The following is a 14,990-nucleotide window of genomic DNA, read 5'->3' as shown; positions in this document are numbered from 1 at the left end:
CGGAGCAATTGCTTGCCCCGGGTTTTATTTTGTCATGTACGAACCGCGCTAACGGACCGTGCCGTTGATCAAGAAGAATAATACATTTCAAACTCAACCGGGCTTGGGGCTGTTTCCCAGCGGCTGACTTCTTCCCATTTCAGTTCGGCATAAGCTTCAATCTGATCCTTGGTAAAGACATCGCCTTTAAGCAGGAATTCATTATCGGCTTCCAACGCTTCGAGCGCTTCACGCAGCGAACCACAAACCGTTGGTACTTCTGCTAGCTCTGCTGGTGGCAGGTCATAGAGGTTTTTGTCCATCGCTTCACCGGGATGGATTTTATTCTGGATACCGTCAAGACCGGCCATCAACAGCGCTGCTGCTGACAGATACGGGTTGGCAAGCGGATCAGGGAACCGGAATTCAACCCGCTTCGCTTTATCGCCAGCACCATATGGAATACGGCAAGAAGCAGACCGGTTACGGCTGGAATAGGCCAGCAATACAGGGGCTTCAAAGCCGGGAACGAGGCGTTTATAGCTGTTCGTGGTCGGGTTGGAAAATGCGTTGACCGCTTTGGCATGTTTGATCACACCACCGATATAGTGGAGGCACATTTCCGACAGGCCAGCATATTCGTTTCCGGCGAAAAGCGGGCTGCCTTCCTTCCAGATCGACATGTGGGTGTGCATGCCCGAGCCATTATCTTCTTTAATTGGCTTCGGCATGAACGTCGCTGTTTTGCCATAAGCATGCGCAACTTGCTGCACGACATATTTATAAACCTGCACGCGGTCAGCGGTTTCAACCAATGTACCAAAGGTAATACCCAGTTCATGCTGCGCAGCGGCCACTTCATGGTGGTGCTTGTCCATGGGCAGGCCCATTTCCATCATGGTGGCGACCATTTCAGCGCGAATGTCCACGGCGCTGTCGACTGGAGCTACAGGAAAATAGCCGCCTTTTACGCCGGGACGGTGGCCCATATTGCCGATTTCATATTCACGGCCGCTGTTGGTTGGAAGCTCGATATCGTCGATTTGGAAACCGGAACGGTCATAGCCGGATCCGAATTTCACATCGTCAAACATGAAAAATTCAGGTTCTGGTCCGACATAGATTGTATCACCAATGCCGGTGGACTTCAGATAGGCTTCGGCACGTTTCGCGGTTGAGCGCGGGTCACGGCTATAAAGCGATCCATCACCGGGTTCGACAATATCGCAAACCAATATCATCATCGGTGTCGCGGAAAATGGATCCATATACATCGCGTCGAGATCAGGGCGCAGGATCATGTCGGATTCGTTAATCGCTTTCCAGCCTTCGATCGAAGAGCCGTCAAACATAAAGCCTTCTTCCAGCATGTCCTCGTCTACAACTTCGGCGCACATGGACAGGTGCTGCCATTTGCCACGTGGGTCGGTGAAGCGAACATCGATCCATTCGATCTCATGTTCCTTAACCAGTTTGATGATATCTGCAGCTGTATTGCCCATTTATATTGTCCTTGGTTTAGTTTTGGTTTGGTTGTTGGTTTAAATTTATTGAGAGGCGAAGATTAAATGGCATCGCTATCGCGTTCACCGGTCCGGATGCGCAGCGCTGATTCGACAGGAATGACGAATATTTTGCCATCGCCGATGCGGCCGGTTTGGGCGGCGGTCGAGATGGCCTCGACAACCCGTTCGGCCAGATTGTCATCGACAACGACTTCCAGCTTCACCTTGGGCAGGAAATCCACGACATATTCCGCGCCGCGATAAAGTTCGGTATGGCCCTTTTGGCGGCCAAAACCCTTGGCTTCAGTAACGGTGATGCCGGATACCCCAACTTCATGAAGCGCCTCTTTAACTTCGTCGAGTTTGAAAGGCTTGATGATCGCTTCGATCTTTTTCATTTTAATCGTCCCTGTCCCGTTTGCTTTTTCTCTGGCGCACGCATGCGGCACCAGAGTCGGGCGCACTTGCCCAGAACAATTCAATTACCATGCCAGATTGGAATAGGGAAAAGAATCGCTGATAAACTGCTAAAGGCAAATGAAGAGACTTTCAATGCCGTCCAAAAAACAGGCAATTTTGAACGACGCAGCCTAAATTTTAGGCAGCAATCTCCCGCCCCGTCTAACGTGCGACAGGGGCGGTATCTTCGGCGACATGGGCCTTGGTCCAGTTGGACCGGTCAATCACATAATGGCGTAACGCTTCAACCTGATTGGCCTTTAGCTGCGTCAAGAAGCTCACCATGCCATGTTGTTTCAGCGCCCCGCCGGTAATGACGGAGGCCCATGCTTCCGCGCTGGGCAATGTGCCCGAGACACGCAGGTCAGGGGTGAAGCCATTGCCCACCGCACTGTCGCCATGACAGACGAGGCAAAAGCGGCCGTATAACGCCTTACCCTCGGCCACCTGTTCCGGTGTGCCGGTTGGTTCTGGCGGGTTCCAGACAATTTCGTCTTTCTTTGGTAGCGCGGGCAGGGTGGTTTTGCCGCCTAGTTTCATCACCACCAGTCGCGGGATGTTGGGAATTTTGCGGGATGCTCCGCCCGCAACTCCCGCTACCAATGGAAAGGCGCCGCCTTTGCTGGTGAGGAACGCGATATATTGTTCGCCATCGATCATATAGGTGGAAGGTGCCGCGACAATACCGGACTGCATATCCATGCTCAAAAGCTCTTTGCCACTATCCGCGGCATAGGCTTTGAACAGCCCTAAGCTAGTGCCCTGAAACACAAGATTACCAGCGGTTGTCATAGTACCGCCATTCCAAGCGGCTGGATAATCAACCGACCATGCAACCTTACCGGCCTTGGGGTCAAAGGCTACCAGCTTGCCCGTGGTGGCAGCAATAGCAGCCTTATAGATATCCTTGTCATCGGGCAGCTGGCCAACCGCCCAGCCGATCCCGACATTAAAGCCCAGCCGGTCGCGTTTTTTATCAATATCAGAGGTCGGAACTTCATAGCCCTGCGGGATTTGCTGGGCCGGAATATAGACGAGCCCGGTGGCTGGATTATAGCTCATCGGATGCCAGTTATGGGCACCCAATGCGCCCGGAATCGCAACAAAGGGCTTACCGGTTTTGTAGAACCGCGCGTCCGGATTTTCGATCGGACGGCCGGTTTTCATATCGTAGCCTTCGGCCCAATTGATATTCTCGACATAGGGCTGCGCGCTCATCAGTCGGCCATTGGTCCGGTCGATCACAAAGAAAAAGCCGTTTTTGGGCGCATGAAACAGCACTTTGCGCTTTTCTGTTAAGGTTGATACGGGGGACTTGTCCTTCGCGCTATTTTTGATGGCAACGGGCCAATCCACTTCGGCGATGATGATATGCTGGGTCGCGGTATAATCCCACGATTCCGCCGGTGTTTCCTGATAATGCCAGAGATATTTTCCGGTATCGGGATTTACAGCGACAATCGAGGACAGGAATAAATTATCCCCTTCTCCGCCGGAACGTAGTCCATGATTCCACGGATTGCCGTTGCCTACACCGAAATAGAGCTGATCCAGTTCTTCATCATAGACGATGCTGTCCCAGACCGTTCCGCCGCCGCCTGACTCTTTCCACTCGCCATCGCCCCAGGTCTTACTGGCGGCTTTTGCAAAAACCTCGTCACTGGCTGCGCCATCGGCTTTACCCTCGGGATTGGGCACAGTGTAGAACCGCCATTTTTCGTTGCCATCGGATATGTTATAAGCAGTAACATATCCGCGCACGCCAAATTCGGCTCCGCCATTGCCAATGAGCACCATATTTTTGACTACGCGCGGCGCGCCGGTAATCGTATAGGGTTTGCTATTGTCGGTGGTCTGGGTTTCCCAAAGCCGCGCACCAGTATTGGCGTCCAGCGAGATGAGCCGGCCATCTATCGTGCCAAAAAATATTCTGCCGCGGGAAATGGCGATGCCGCGATTGACCACATCGCAACAAGCATCAACGGCCTTTGCACCTGATACTTCAGGGTCATAGGACCAGATTTCTTTGCCGGTTTTTGCATCATAGGCAAAAATTTTGGACCAGGCAGTCGAGATATAAAGCCTTCCATCCACGACCACCGGAGTTGCTTCTTGTCCGCGCGCATCGGGCAGGTCTTTGAACCAGACAATGCCAAGCTCACCTACATTATTTTCGTTTATCTGATCGAGAGGACTATGGCGTTGTTCCTTGGAATCGAAGCCGATATTGCTCCATTCAGCATCCTCATTTGCGGTCGCTGTGCTGCTCTCATTCACAGTCTGGTTTTGGCACGCGGCCAGCAGACATGTTGCAAAAAATAGTCCTAAACGACGCATCTTTACTTCTCCCGAGCGGGCCAAACCTGCTTGGATTTAACCTTGATTTAACGGACTAGCTAAATTTGGGCGCTGCGGTCAAGGCTGATGCCTGTTTATGTATAGGGCGGGCAATCCAGACCAGCAGGGCTTTTGGTGAATATTTCGCATCCGGTTTCGGTAATACCGATACTATGTTCAAATTGTGCGGTCAGCGAACGATCACGGGTCACCGCGGTCCAGCCGTCTTCGAGCATTTTTACGGCATATTTGCCGATGTTAATCATCGGCTCGATCGTGAAAAACATGCCGGGGCGCAGTTCCGGGCCGGTGCCAGGGCGTCCGGCATGGACAACTTCGGGGGCATCATGGAACATCTGACCAAGACCATGGCCGCAAAAATCGCGCACGACGCTATAGCGGTTGCCTTCCGCATGGGTCTGGATCGCATGGGCGACATCGCCCATCCGGTTACCCGGTTTGGCTTGTTCGATACCGAGCATCAAACATTCATAGGTATTTTGTACCAGCTTTGCCGCCTTTACCGGTACTTTGCCGACCAGAAACATGCGGCTGGTATCGCCGTGCCAGCCATCGACGATAACTGTGACATCGATATTGACGATATCGCCTTCTTTCAGTTTTTTATCGCCCGGAATACCGTGGCAAACGACATGGTTGATCGAGGTGCAACAGCTGTGGGTGAAACCGCGATAGCCCAGTGTGGCGGGCACAGCACCTTCACGAAAAGCATGGACGCGGACCATATCGTCGAGTGCTCCGGTCGTTATACCGGGTACCACATGCGGCACGAGCGCATCGAGAATTTCAGCAGCGAGCCGTCCGGCTTTGCGCATGCCCTCGAAACCTTCCGGCCCATGAAGTTTAATCGCGCCAGTCCGGTTGTGCGGGGTGGCTTCTTCTACAGTCAAATAATCAGTCATGGGTGATATATAGCTATTGAGGGTCAGTTTGGCGATACCTGAAATTGTAACGCTGTTTGGCCTAAATTAACCAACATAAATTAAACGTGGCCGGCTAGGCAGCGACCCCGTCTGGAAGTCGATCACGCCCCGGAATGTCGCACGGCCACCGCGCGCTGATTATACCGCAGACTTTGCCAGTAATGTCCGCCCTGCGCGCTAGCTCCCCTTGATTTCAGGATGGATGATCTTTGCTGTTCCCTATCCACGGGCATTCGCTCTATAGAGTTGGTATGACTGAAAAATCACGAATCTATACCGCAGCGCTGATCATCATTGGTGACGAAATCCTTTCTGGCCGGACGCAGGACAAAAATATCGCGCAGGTCGCAAAATGGCTGAATGTGCAAGGCATCAGGCTCGGCGAGGTACGCGTGATTGCTGATGATATGGATGCCATTGCAGAGGCTGTGAATATCCTGCGCGTGCGCAATGATTATCTGTTTACTACCGGCGGGATCGGCCCGACCCATGATGATATCACGGTCGATGCCATTTCCAAGGCGCTGGGTGTGGATGTGGTAATTCACCCGACCGCGCGCGCGATACTTGAAAATTATTATGCTGATAAAGGCGGGCTTAACGAAGGCCGCTTGCGCATGGCGAGGGTACCCTATGGGGCCGAGCTAATCGAAAACCGCATGTCTGGTGCTCCTGGAATCATGATCGGCAATTTGTTCCTGATGGCTGGTGTGCCGCATATTACTGCCGGGATGCTTGATGCGCTGACCGGAACGCTGGAAGGCGGCGCGCCTTTATTGTCTGTCACGCTGGGTGCCTGGGCTCCGGAAAGCGAGATTGCCGATATATTGCGAGTTGCGGAAAAGGCGTATGAAAGCTGCGCAATTGGAAGCTATCCGTTTTTCCGTAACGGCACGGTCGGCGCCAATTTTGTCATACGATCGACCGAGCCACATGATCTCGAAACATGCCGCGTGGCGTTGAAAGCGGGATTGGAAGAAGCTGGCTATGAAGTGACCGACGGCGGAATTTAGGGTGGGCAGGATCAGCCCCGTAATTTTTACCATCCGCTCACCGTCTATCCTCACGCTTCTGCGACAATGTTGTCTCGACGCGACGTTGATCGGTCGGTCCGATCACTCTCAGGAAATTTACTGATTATATTATCTCTTCTGATGAGCCTAAAATCAGGTTCGAAAATTCAAAGGAGAGAAATATGACCAAATCTAAAGTGTCGCTGTTCGCCTTATTGGCTGCATCGATGACGCCGGTGCTGTTCGCCAGCCCCGCCCATGCAGAGCAGACCGTGATGTCCAACAAGGACTGGTGGCCACAGAATCTCGACCTTGCAGCGCTTCGCCAGCACGAAGCCCAGTCCAATCCCTATGGCGCAGACTATGACTATGCCGCCGAATTCGCCTCGCTGGACCTTGATGCTGTCAAGGAGGACATCCGCAAGGTTCTTACCACTTCGCAGGATTGGTGGCCGGCTGACTATGGTCATTACGGTCCCTTCTTCATCCGTATGGCTTGGCATAGTGCCGGCACCTACCGCGTCGGTGACGGACGCGGCGGCTCGGATGGCGGAGAACAGCGTTTTGAACCGCTCAATAGCTGGCCCGACAATATCAGCCTCGACAAGGCGCGCCGTCTGGTCTGGCCGATCAAGCAGAAATATGGCCGCAAGCTGTCCTGGGGTGACCTGATGGTGCTGGCCGGCAATGTTTCGCTCGAAGATATGGGCTTCAAGACCATCGGCTTTGCCGGCGGCCGCGTCGACGCATGGCAGCCGGACATGGTCTACTGGGGCCCGGAAGCCAAGATGCTGACCGATAATCGCCGGGACGGCAAAGGCAATCTCAAGGGTTCGCTCGCTGCGACGCAAATGGGACTGATTTACGTCAATCCGGAAGGTCCGAACGGCAATCATGATCCGCTTTCGGCCGCTGCCGATATTCGCCGTGCCTTTGGCAATATGGCAATGAACGACGAGGAAACGCTGGCGCTGATTGCTGGTGGTCACACGTTCGGCAAAGCGCATGGTGCACATAAACCTGACGAATGCCTGGCCCCGGAACCATCCGCTGCCGGAATCGAAAAACAGGGATTGGGCTGGGAAAGCAAGTGCGGCAAGGGTAACGCCGAGGATACGATTTCCAGCGGTCTGGAAGGGGCGTGGACGTCTAACCCGATTGCTTTCACGACCCAGTATTTCGACAATCTGTTCCGTTTCGATTGGGTCAAGGCGAAGAGCCCGGCCGGAGCGACACAATGGATCCCCAGTGCTCCCTCTGCCGCCAATTTGGTCCCCGATGCCCATGTCAAGGGCAAGACCCATGCGCCGATCATGTTCACTACCGATATCGCACTGAAAGAAGATCCCGGTTTCCGCGTGATCTCCCAGCGTTTCCACGACAATCCCGAGGAGTTCAAGGATGCTTTCGCGCGTGCGTGGTTCAAGCTGACTCACCGCGACCTCGGCCCGTCGGCCCGCTATGTCGGAAAGGACTCGCCGAGCCAGACTTTCACTTGGCAGGATCCGCTGCCGGCAGCGGACTATGCCATGATCGGCGATGCGGATGTGACGCAGCTCAAGTCGAAAATCCTGGCTTCCGGCCTTGCGACGCCTGAACTGGTGCGCACTGCATGGGCCTCGGCTTCGACCTTCCGTGGCACCGATATGCGCGGTGGTGGCAATGGTGCGCGGTTGCGGCTGGCTCCGCAGCGCGACTGGTCGGTCAATGACAAAGCGGAACTGACCAAAGTGCTTGGCAAGCTGGAAGCGATCCAGAAGGATTTCAACAAGAGCGCCAAGGGTGGCAAGAAGGTCTCGCTCGCCGACCTGATCATACTCGGCGGCAATGCAGCGGTCGAGCAGGCAGCGGACAAGGCCGGCCATAAGGTCACCCTGCCGTTTACACCCGGACGTGTCGATGCCACGCAAGAACAGACTGATGCGGCATCCTTCGCTTATCTCGAGCCCAAGGCCGATGGTTTTCGCAACTATTATTCCGCGAAAGCCGACCTTGATCCGGCGGCGGCGTTGGTCGACAAGGCTGACATGCTCAACCTGACCGTGCCCGAGATGACGGTGCTGGTTGGTGGTTTACGTGCGATCGGTGCGAATGCGGGGAACTCGACCAACGGGGTATTTACCTCCCGCCGCGGCCAGCTGAGCACTGACTTTTTCGTCAACCTGCTTGATATGAAGACGCAATGGTCGAAGTCAGCGACGAAAACCGGGCTTTACGAGGGCCGCAACCGTGATAGCGGAAATCTGGTATGGACCGCGACCCCGGTCGATCTGATCTTTGGATCGAATTCCGAATTGCGCGCGGTTTCCGAAGTCTATGCAGCCGACGACGCAGGCCAGATGTTCGTCAACGACTTTGCTAAAGCCTGGACCAAAGTTATGAACGCCGACCGTTTCTAAACGGCGGCTCTGCGATGAATAATGCCCACTGGTAGCGCTGCGCGCGGCCGGTGGGCATTTCGTTTATCAGGATAGGCGAAGGGACGGACTGGGTTACTGCCGACGCTTATTCCCGAACTGCACTTAATGCTGCTCCAGCGGCAAAAGGCGTAATTGCGACCAGCAACAGGGATATCGCGGCGAGAAACAATAATGCGCTGCCGCTTTGATCCTGCAGGCTCCCCGCACCGAAAATCAACAGCGGGATGGCGAGCGGCACAAGCAGCAATCCACCCAGTGCGCCTGCGCCTTTCAGTCCAGCGGTCAGAGCGGCGATCATCACCGCCAGTCCCGCAAGAGCTGGCGTTGCGATGGCGAGGCTGGCGAGCAGGGTGATGAGCGGTTGCCCCTCAAGCCCCATTAATCCGCTGGCGAGGAAAGCCGCGAAGAGTAAAGGCGGACCAAAGGCCAGCCAATGCGAAATTAATCGGGCAAAGGCGATGAGTTCGTCCGTGAGGCCGCGCACCAGCAATTGATCGTAAAGTCCATTGTCGAGATCAGGCTGCACCAGCCGGTCGAGCGGCAACAACGTCGCAAGCAAGGCGGCGATCCATAATATTCCGCCACCGGTTTGGAGCAGCAAGTCGCGATCTGGCCCCACTGCAAAGGGGAATAAGGTTGCGGCCGAAAGATAGAAAATCACCGGCAGCCAAGTCCCGCCGCTCGTATAGCTTTGCCGGACATCGCGCCAGATCAGGGTCTTGAGCGCGCCGATCATAGCGGGGCATCCAATTGTTCCACTGCCGTCAATTCCAGTGACAGGTTAAAGGCTATCGGCAGGGCAATATGGCTCGCGGCCAATATCATGCCGCCGCGGTCCAGATGGACCTGCAAAGTTCGGCCTAACAATTCCACAGAAGCTTTGTCGAGGCCGTTGGCTGGTTCGTCCAAAAGCCACAAATTGGCACCGGTTAAAAATGTTCGGGCGAGCCGCGCGCGTTGCCGCTGACCGGTAGAGAAATAACGGATCGGGACTTCGGCGAGATGTTTCATGCCTGCAGATGCCATAGCCGCATCGCAATGATCGGCGTTCTTGCCATCGAGCCTTGCCCAAAATTGCAATGCTTTTCCAAGCGGTAGGTTTTCATCCAGAGCCATCCTGTCATCGCAAAGTGCAGTCGATTCTGGTGTTTCAATCGTTCCGGAAAAAGGGTCCAGCAACCCTGCGATAAGCCGCAGCAAGCTTGATTTGCCGACGCCATTAGGGCCGGTGATCAGCCCCGCCTGTCCCGGGGTTAAGGCAAAATTCAAATTCCGGAACAGCAATTTGTCGCCGCGTACGCAGGACAATGTTTCGGCGCGCAGGCCATTGCCTTGTATATCACGCATTTCAGTTGACACCCCAGACTTCATGGGAAAGGCTTAAGCCATGAAACGACAGTAAAGCCAAGTCAGGAGTATGGAAATATGGTTGCACAATTGAATGACGCGGAACGCGAGGCGGCGTTATCCGGATTGGCGGACTGGGAATATGACCGCCGCCGCGATGCGATTAGCCGCAAGTTTAAATTTGCCGATTTTACCGAAGCCTTTGCATTCATGACCCGTGTAGCCCTGCATGCCGAGAAAGCCGATCATCATCCCGAATGGTCCAATATTTATAACAAGGTGGACATATTGCTCACAACCCATGATGCGGGCGAGAAAGGCGGATTATCGCAGCGCGATATTGATCTGGCAAAAATTATCGAAGCCTGTCTTTAGCTTTTGGGCGGTTGGTCTGCACCCGCTAAAATCTCACCTAAGCTTGATGTCAGTGCGACAGATTGTTTGCGCAACTGGCCGGGCATCCAGCGCGCCGCAAAGGCCAGCTGCTTCGCCATTTTATTGACCGGCGTGTGGACTTTATCGCCGTGAACGGCTTTCCAGGCTTCGGGTCCGATAATGGAAATCGGGCTGACCAGGACGCCAGAGGATTCGAGCATTTCCTTGCCGCTCATGTTCGATCCTTCGGCGACTTCGGAAATGATATTCGTATCAATAAAGCCGGGCATGAGAGATCGGGATTTGATACCATATTTGCGGAATTCGATATCATGCGATTCGGCCAGACCGCGGACGGCAAATTTGGTTGCGCTGTAAATGCTGAGATCAGCAACACCGTAAATACCGGCGGCTGAGGCGGTGTAGAGGACGCAGCTATCGGGCGTGGCTTTGAGCAAATCGAAACAGGCGCGGGTACCGCTAATGACACCGGTAAAGTTGATCGCGATCATCAGATCGATATCTTCATCCGTCATTTCCTGAATTGGCCCGCCGGTGCCAATGCCGGCATTGTTGAACAACACGGTCATCTGTTCGCCGGTAATGGCCCCAAATTCCTCCACAACGGATGTCCATTGCTTCCGGTCTGTCACGTCGAGATGATGTATTGAACTCGCGCCTTCAGGCAGCATGGCGGCTGTTTCTGCGAGGCCATCATCATTAATATCGGCTAGTCCGACAAACCAGCCCCGCTCGGCAAAATAACGCGCGACTTCACGGCCCAATCCCGACGCGCCGCCGGTAATGAATATTGATTTCTGTCCGCTTTGATGTGCCATTATTGTCTTCACCCGTAATTTCTATCGTCTTATTGACATTGATGTTTATTCGAGCGGTTTTTCACCATCAGGTCAAGAGCGATTGGACATATTGCCGAAAGCTAGTCAATAGTGATCGTGATGACGTCCACCCCTGCTGCCTCCGGTCCGGCCATTAGTCTCTAAAATTTCAGCCGTCATTATGGCGCAATCCCATCTTAAGAGGCAATGCCATCAAAGCGCTTGTCAGCGCAATCACGGTGGATAATATGCGAGAGGCCAATTATAAGGTCGACCGCGAAGCGGACAAGCAATCGCCCAAACAGGCGGCACGCTGGTTGGATGAACAGATTAAAAACGGGGAAGATAAGTAAGTGACAAGACAGTTTTTTATGATGTTCCGGCTGCATGTTCTAGCCGTTCTTATCCCTCTTTTCATGGCAGCTGTTCCGGCCCAGGCGCAAGTGGCCGTGACTTTCTACTCCCATGATTTCGGTAAAAGTTTTCCGCACGCCTTCTTCGTGTTGAAGGGCAAGCTGGAGACTGGTGAGACCGTCGATACCAGCTTTGGATTCACAGCGGTCAATGTTTCTCCGGGAATCTTATGGGGGTCGGTCAAGGGCAAGGTGGAGACGCCCAAGGCCAAATATATTGCCAGCAGCAATCCCCATTTCACCGTTACCGTTGCAGATAATAAATATCGCGAGCTGTTGGATGTGATCGCCAAATGGCGCAAAATGCCTCAGAAAAGCTATAGTCTCGACAAGCGCAACTGTGTTCACTTTGCCAGCGAGGTGATTGCTATTCTGGGGTATAGGTTCAATCGCCGGACGAAATTCTGGAAAAAACCGCGGTCGTTTATGGAAGAAGTGTTGGCGCTTAATCCCGGGTTGAAAAAATAGCCTGCCTCTCCCCCAAGCGTTACATCACCATCGTATTGTAATGATGCCAAATGAAAATCGCGATTGACCCGCGATGGGGTGACCAAGGCAATGCAATTTCCCTGAGCTGTTTTTCCGATGGCCGCGTGTCGTGGCCCAATATGTCGCCGACGCCGGCTTGGATCGCCAGATCACCCGCCGGCCAAATATCGGGGCGACCCAAGGCGAAGAGCAGATAGATTTCCGCCGACCAGCGGCCGATGCCTTTAACCTGCGTGAGCAGTGCAATCGCTTCTTCATCATCTTGCGGGAGGTTGCTGAGGTCTAGTTCGCCGGTTATTATCAGCTCGGCCAGACTACGTGCATAGCCCTGTTTCTGGCGCGACAGGCCGCAGGCGCGTAATGCGTCAAAATCAGTTGCTATGAGCGCTTCTGCCGGGCAACCAGCACCCAACAGGGCTTCCAGCTTATTCCAGACAGCTGCGGCAGAAGCCACGCTGACCTGTTGACCGACAATGGTGCGCAGCAAAGTCTGATAGCCTTCGGGATTAATCCGTGGTTCGGGATAGCCAGCTGCGCCAATCGCGTCTCCTAGGCGGGGTTCGACAATGCGAATTGCATCAAGGCTAGTCTTGATCATCTCTTTTGATAGGCCCATCGCGGTGCTGCCTTGCGTTATTGACCGTTTCCGGCCTTGATTCTTTTTGATCGAGCGAACATAGCGTGCCGGATTTTAAAATAACACAACCTAAGGGGTTTATATGCCAACAATTCATGTGACCAACCGATCCGGCGAAGAAAAAACAGTAACTGTCGAAAATGGCATAAACGTCATGGAAGCGATCCGCGATAATGGATTTGACGAATTATTGGCGCTTTGTGGCGGTTGCTGTTCTTGCGCAACTTGCCATGTGCATATCGATGCTGATTGGAAAGACAAGTTGCCAGCGATGACCGAAGACGAAGATGATTTGCTGGAAAGCAGTGATCACCGTGACGAATTTTCGCGCCTCAGCTGCCAGATTGAAATGAATGATGATCTTGATGGTTTGAAAGTAAAAATCGCCGAAGAAGACTAAATTCTTCGACAATTTGATATTAAAAAGGGAGCAATAATATGCTCCCTTTTTTTGGTCGTTTTGTCTGCTATTGAGCCAGTTTGACAATGGCGCGAGGGCTTTCGCCTAAGACGCCGCCCGCGCCGACATTCCATGTCATGCTCTTGTTCGTTCCATCGCTAACATAGCCATCTGCGCTGTTATTGGTCAAAACTTCACCGTCAGTTTCGATCACAAATGTTCCTTCGATAGGCGACATTTCAGGCATTTCCTTGTCGCCGATATTTTTCATTGCCATTGCGCCGAACAGTCCGCCCGGACCCGCCATAGCGGGGGTCAGGATCTCCAGCTCTCTCCCTTTACGCCGGATAATCTGCACAAACGGGAATTGCATGGTGGCGCTGGGTATGGACGGGAAAGAGAATGTCTGGTCGAATCGGCCGCTAATGGCATATTCCACCTCGAACAGATTATTTCCGACATATTTAACCTTGTTCCAGCCGTCATATTTGGAGAGCTGTTCGGCAAATTTCTTCAGACTTTCGTCATCACCGGGAACGGCACCGCCGAACATCGAACCCATCATCGCGGCTTTTTCGTCATCCTCTTTTTTGTGCCGGGCGTTGGCGTCCTCATATTCAGCACGTCGGGCAGCAATTTCCTCTTTACTGCATTCGCGGGCTTCATTGCGATAGGGAGCCTCGGTATCATCATCGGATGAAGCATAATCTTCATAATCGAGCGGGGTGACCTCTCCGGTCGCGTTATCAATCTGGTTCGAACATTTTACACTATCGGGGTCGAACTCCGCATAGCTTCGTCCGCCAAAGCCTTTGTCATCTCCAGAAAAAATCTGCATCTCGCCATTATAGAAAAATGTATATTGGCCGTCATTCTTGAGCACCATCTTGGAATCGAATTTTCCCGGTATTAGTAAACATCCAGATAGCAATAATGGTACACATAAAGCGGCCACGAATTTGAACATGTCTTTCATCGTCTAACTCTCCCGATCTCGTGTATATTCGGCATAAAGCGCGATGGCCGCTGCATTGGAGACGTTCAGGCTCTCCATCTGCGGTGCCATAGGTAAACGTGCCAGTACGTCACAATGGCTCGCGACATTTTGGCGTAGACCTTCGCCCTCAGCGCCCATCACTAGAGCCAATTTACTTTGCCCCATGAGGCTGCCCAGCGTCTCTTCGGCATCGCCGTCCATACCGATGCGCCAGTAACCGGCTTCGGCAATTTCATCGAGCGCGCGCGCTAAATTGACAACCCGTACCCATGGTATGATTTCCAGCGCGCCAGAGGCCGATTTTGCTACGGTGCCGGATTCGGGCGGTGCATGGCGGTCTTGAGTTACAATTGCGGCAGCATCAAAGGCGGCGGCGGAACGCAATATAGCGCCGACATTATGGGGGTCTGTCACTTGATCGAGTACCAATATCGGGCGGCCCTTTTCGGCAACCTTATCGAGCAGATCGCCTAGCCAAATCTCGGGCAACGGATCAACATCCAATACCATCCCCTGATGCGGGGCTTCGCGCGGGATGACCCGGCCAAGATCGGCAACGTCGCAATATACGACGGCGAGGTCCTCAGGGACATCCAGCGTCGCGATAGCTTCGCGTGTACCCGATAGTTTTTTGACGAACCGATGCGGATTGGCCAGCGCAGCTTCCACTGCATGCCGACCCCAAAATTTCAAACCGCTACCGGTTTTCTTCACTGATCTATTTTTACGTGCCATATCGCTCCTTAGCGCTTCAGGGGCGATGGCACAGCTTTTATTTGGATAATTTTAAGACCTTTTCCACAGCAAATATACGATTTTAAAGGGGCAGGCATTGA

At 53.4% G+C, this 14,990-nt stretch carries 15 protein-coding genes; 5 read left to right on the top strand and 10 right to left on the bottom strand.

Translation table 11 applies throughout. The features are described 5' to 3' along the window. Nucleotides 1-68: 68 nt before the first annotated feature. From glnA to map, 4 genes are all read right to left on the bottom strand, one after another. Nucleotides 69-1,481, bottom strand: a complete 1,413-nt coding sequence (gene glnA, locus V7676_RS11550; protein WP_335659856.1) for a type I glutamate--ammonia ligase — start codon at nucleotides 1,479-1,481, stop codon at nucleotides 69-71. A gap of 62 nt (nucleotides 1,482-1,543) precedes the next feature. Continuing rightward, complete coding sequence (locus tag V7676_RS11545; protein ID WP_108811770.1) at nucleotides 1,544-1,882, bottom strand: P-II family nitrogen regulator; 339 nt, start codon at nucleotides 1,880-1,882, stop codon at nucleotides 1,544-1,546. A gap of 223 nt (nucleotides 1,883-2,105) precedes the next feature. Then, complete coding sequence (locus tag V7676_RS11540; protein WP_335659855.1) at nucleotides 2,106-4,280, bottom strand: PQQ-dependent dehydrogenase, methanol/ethanol family; 2,175 nt, start codon at nucleotides 4,278-4,280, stop codon at nucleotides 2,106-2,108. Nucleotides 4,281-4,375: 95 nt separating this feature from the next. After that, nucleotides 4,376-5,203 (bottom strand): type I methionyl aminopeptidase, encoded by an 828-nt coding sequence (map, locus tag V7676_RS11535; RefSeq protein ID WP_335659854.1) that lies wholly within the window; start codon nucleotides 5,201-5,203, stop codon nucleotides 4,376-4,378. A gap of 272 nt (nucleotides 5,204-5,475) precedes the next feature. Between map and V7676_RS11530 the strand changes: the two genes are divergently transcribed. Then, nucleotides 5,476-6,237 carry a competence/damage-inducible protein A gene (locus V7676_RS11530; protein WP_335659853.1) on the top strand — a complete coding sequence of 254 codons (762 nt, stop codon included), beginning with the start codon at nucleotides 5,476-5,478 and terminating at the stop codon, nucleotides 6,235-6,237. 182 nt (nucleotides 6,238-6,419) lie between these two features. Further along, complete coding sequence (gene katG, locus V7676_RS11525; RefSeq protein WP_335659852.1) at nucleotides 6,420-8,636, top strand: catalase/peroxidase HPI; 2,217 nt, start codon at nucleotides 6,420-6,422, stop codon at nucleotides 8,634-8,636. A 106-nt stretch (nucleotides 8,637-8,742) separates the two neighbouring features. On the opposite strand, the gene V7676_RS11520 is transcribed toward katG, so the two are convergent. Beyond that, on the bottom strand, nucleotides 8,743-9,390 hold the full coding sequence (locus V7676_RS11520) for a heme exporter protein CcmB (protein ID WP_442955436.1): 648 nt from the start codon (nucleotides 9,388-9,390) through the stop codon (nucleotides 8,743-8,745). Next, nucleotides 9,390-10,004, bottom strand: a complete 615-nt coding sequence (gene ccmA / locus V7676_RS11515; RefSeq protein WP_335659850.1) for a heme ABC exporter ATP-binding protein CcmA — start codon at nucleotides 10,002-10,004, stop codon at nucleotides 9,390-9,392. The genes V7676_RS11520 and ccmA overlap by 1 nt, the downstream gene beginning before the upstream one ends. A gap of 78 nt (nucleotides 10,005-10,082) precedes the next feature. On the opposite strand from ccmA, the gene V7676_RS11510 reads away from it, so the two are divergent. Further along, nucleotides 10,083-10,379: a 4a-hydroxytetrahydrobiopterin dehydratase gene (locus tag V7676_RS11510; RefSeq protein ID WP_335659849.1), complete on the top strand. Its 297-nt coding sequence runs from the start codon at nucleotides 10,083-10,085 to the stop codon at nucleotides 10,377-10,379. Here V7676_RS11510 and V7676_RS11505 read toward each other — a convergent pair. Continuing rightward, nucleotides 10,376-11,218 (bottom strand): SDR family oxidoreductase, encoded by an 843-nt coding sequence (locus tag V7676_RS11505; protein ID WP_335659848.1) that lies wholly within the window; start codon nucleotides 11,216-11,218, stop codon nucleotides 10,376-10,378. The genes V7676_RS11510 and V7676_RS11505 overlap by 4 nt on opposite strands. Before the next feature lie 353 nt (nucleotides 11,219-11,571). Here V7676_RS11505 and V7676_RS11500 point away from each other — a divergent pair, with 353 nt between their 5' ends. Then, nucleotides 11,572-12,099 carry a hypothetical protein gene (locus V7676_RS11500; RefSeq protein ID WP_335659847.1) on the top strand — a complete coding sequence of 176 codons (528 nt, stop codon included), beginning with the start codon at nucleotides 11,572-11,574 and terminating at the stop codon, nucleotides 12,097-12,099. 19 nt (nucleotides 12,100-12,118) lie between these two features. Here V7676_RS11500 and V7676_RS11495 read toward each other — a convergent pair whose 3' ends face one another. Continuing rightward, nucleotides 12,119-12,736 (bottom strand): DNA-3-methyladenine glycosylase family protein, encoded by a 618-nt coding sequence (locus V7676_RS11495; RefSeq protein ID WP_335659846.1) that lies wholly within the window; start codon nucleotides 12,734-12,736, stop codon nucleotides 12,119-12,121. Nucleotides 12,737-12,839: 103 nt separating this feature from the next. Here V7676_RS11495 and V7676_RS11490 point away from each other — a divergent pair, with 103 nt between their 5' ends. Next, on the top strand, nucleotides 12,840-13,157 hold the full coding sequence (locus V7676_RS11490; RefSeq protein WP_335659845.1) for a 2Fe-2S iron-sulfur cluster-binding protein: 318 nt from the start codon (nucleotides 12,840-12,842) through the stop codon (nucleotides 13,155-13,157). Between the two features lie 67 nt (nucleotides 13,158-13,224). On the opposite strand, the gene V7676_RS11485 is transcribed toward V7676_RS11490, so the two are convergent. Both V7676_RS11485 and rlmB read right to left on the bottom strand, forming a co-directional pair. Next, nucleotides 13,225-14,133 (bottom strand): hypothetical protein, encoded by a 909-nt coding sequence (locus V7676_RS11485; RefSeq protein ID WP_335659844.1) that lies wholly within the window; start codon nucleotides 14,131-14,133, stop codon nucleotides 13,225-13,227. A 3-nt stretch (nucleotides 14,134-14,136) separates the two neighbouring features. Further along, complete coding sequence (rlmB, locus tag V7676_RS11480) at nucleotides 14,137-14,889, bottom strand: 23S rRNA (guanosine(2251)-2'-O)-methyltransferase RlmB (RefSeq protein ID WP_335659843.1); 753 nt, start codon at nucleotides 14,887-14,889, stop codon at nucleotides 14,137-14,139. Nucleotides 14,890-14,990: the final 101 nt, after the last annotated feature.

The organism is Parasphingorhabdus sp., assembly GCF_036963805.1.
In the GTDB taxonomy this organism is placed as follows: Bacteria; Pseudomonadota; Alphaproteobacteria; order Sphingomonadales; family Sphingomonadaceae; genus Parasphingorhabdus.
Note: the sequence above shows the minus strand (reverse complement) of the source record. Positions and strands in the feature narration are given on the sequence as shown.

Bases quoted from the DNA above. Each gene is read 5' to 3' on its own strand.
- glnA (WP_335659856.1), bottom strand. From the start codon at position 1,481: ATGGGCAATACAGCTGCAGATATCATCAAACTGGTTAAGGAACATGAG.
- V7676_RS11545 (WP_108811770.1), bottom strand. From the start codon at position 1,882: ATGAAAAAGATCGAAGCGATCATCAAGCCTTTCAAACTCGACGAAGTT.
- V7676_RS11540 (WP_335659855.1), bottom strand. From the start codon at position 4,280: ATGCGTCGTTTAGGACTATTTTTTGCAACATGTCTGCTGGCCGCGTGC.
- map (WP_335659854.1), bottom strand. From the start codon at position 5,203: ATGACTGATTATTTGACTGTAGAAGAAGCCACCCCGCACAACCGGACT.
- V7676_RS11530 (WP_335659853.1), top strand. From the start codon at position 5,476: ATGACTGAAAAATCACGAATCTATACCGCAGCGCTGATCATCATTGGT.
- katG (WP_335659852.1), top strand. From the start codon at position 6,420: ATGACCAAATCTAAAGTGTCGCTGTTCGCCTTATTGGCTGCATCGATG.
- ccmA (WP_335659850.1), bottom strand. From the start codon at position 10,004: ATGCGTGATATACAAGGCAATGGCCTGCGCGCCGAAACATTGTCCTGC.
- V7676_RS11510 (WP_335659849.1), top strand. From the start codon at position 10,083: ATGGTTGCACAATTGAATGACGCGGAACGCGAGGCGGCGTTATCCGGA.
- V7676_RS11505 (WP_335659848.1), bottom strand. From the start codon at position 11,218: ATGGCACATCAAAGCGGACAGAAATCAATATTCATTACCGGCGGCGCG.
- V7676_RS11495 (WP_335659846.1), bottom strand. From the start codon at position 12,736: ATGGGCCTATCAAAAGAGATGATCAAGACTAGCCTTGATGCAATTCGC.
- V7676_RS11490 (WP_335659845.1), top strand. From the start codon at position 12,840: ATGCCAACAATTCATGTGACCAACCGATCCGGCGAAGAAAAAACAGTA.
- V7676_RS11485 (WP_335659844.1), bottom strand. From the start codon at position 14,133: ATGAAAGACATGTTCAAATTCGTGGCCGCTTTATGTGTACCATTATTG.
- rlmB (WP_335659843.1), bottom strand. From the start codon at position 14,889: ATGGCACGTAAAAATAGATCAGTGAAGAAAACCGGTAGCGGTTTGAAA.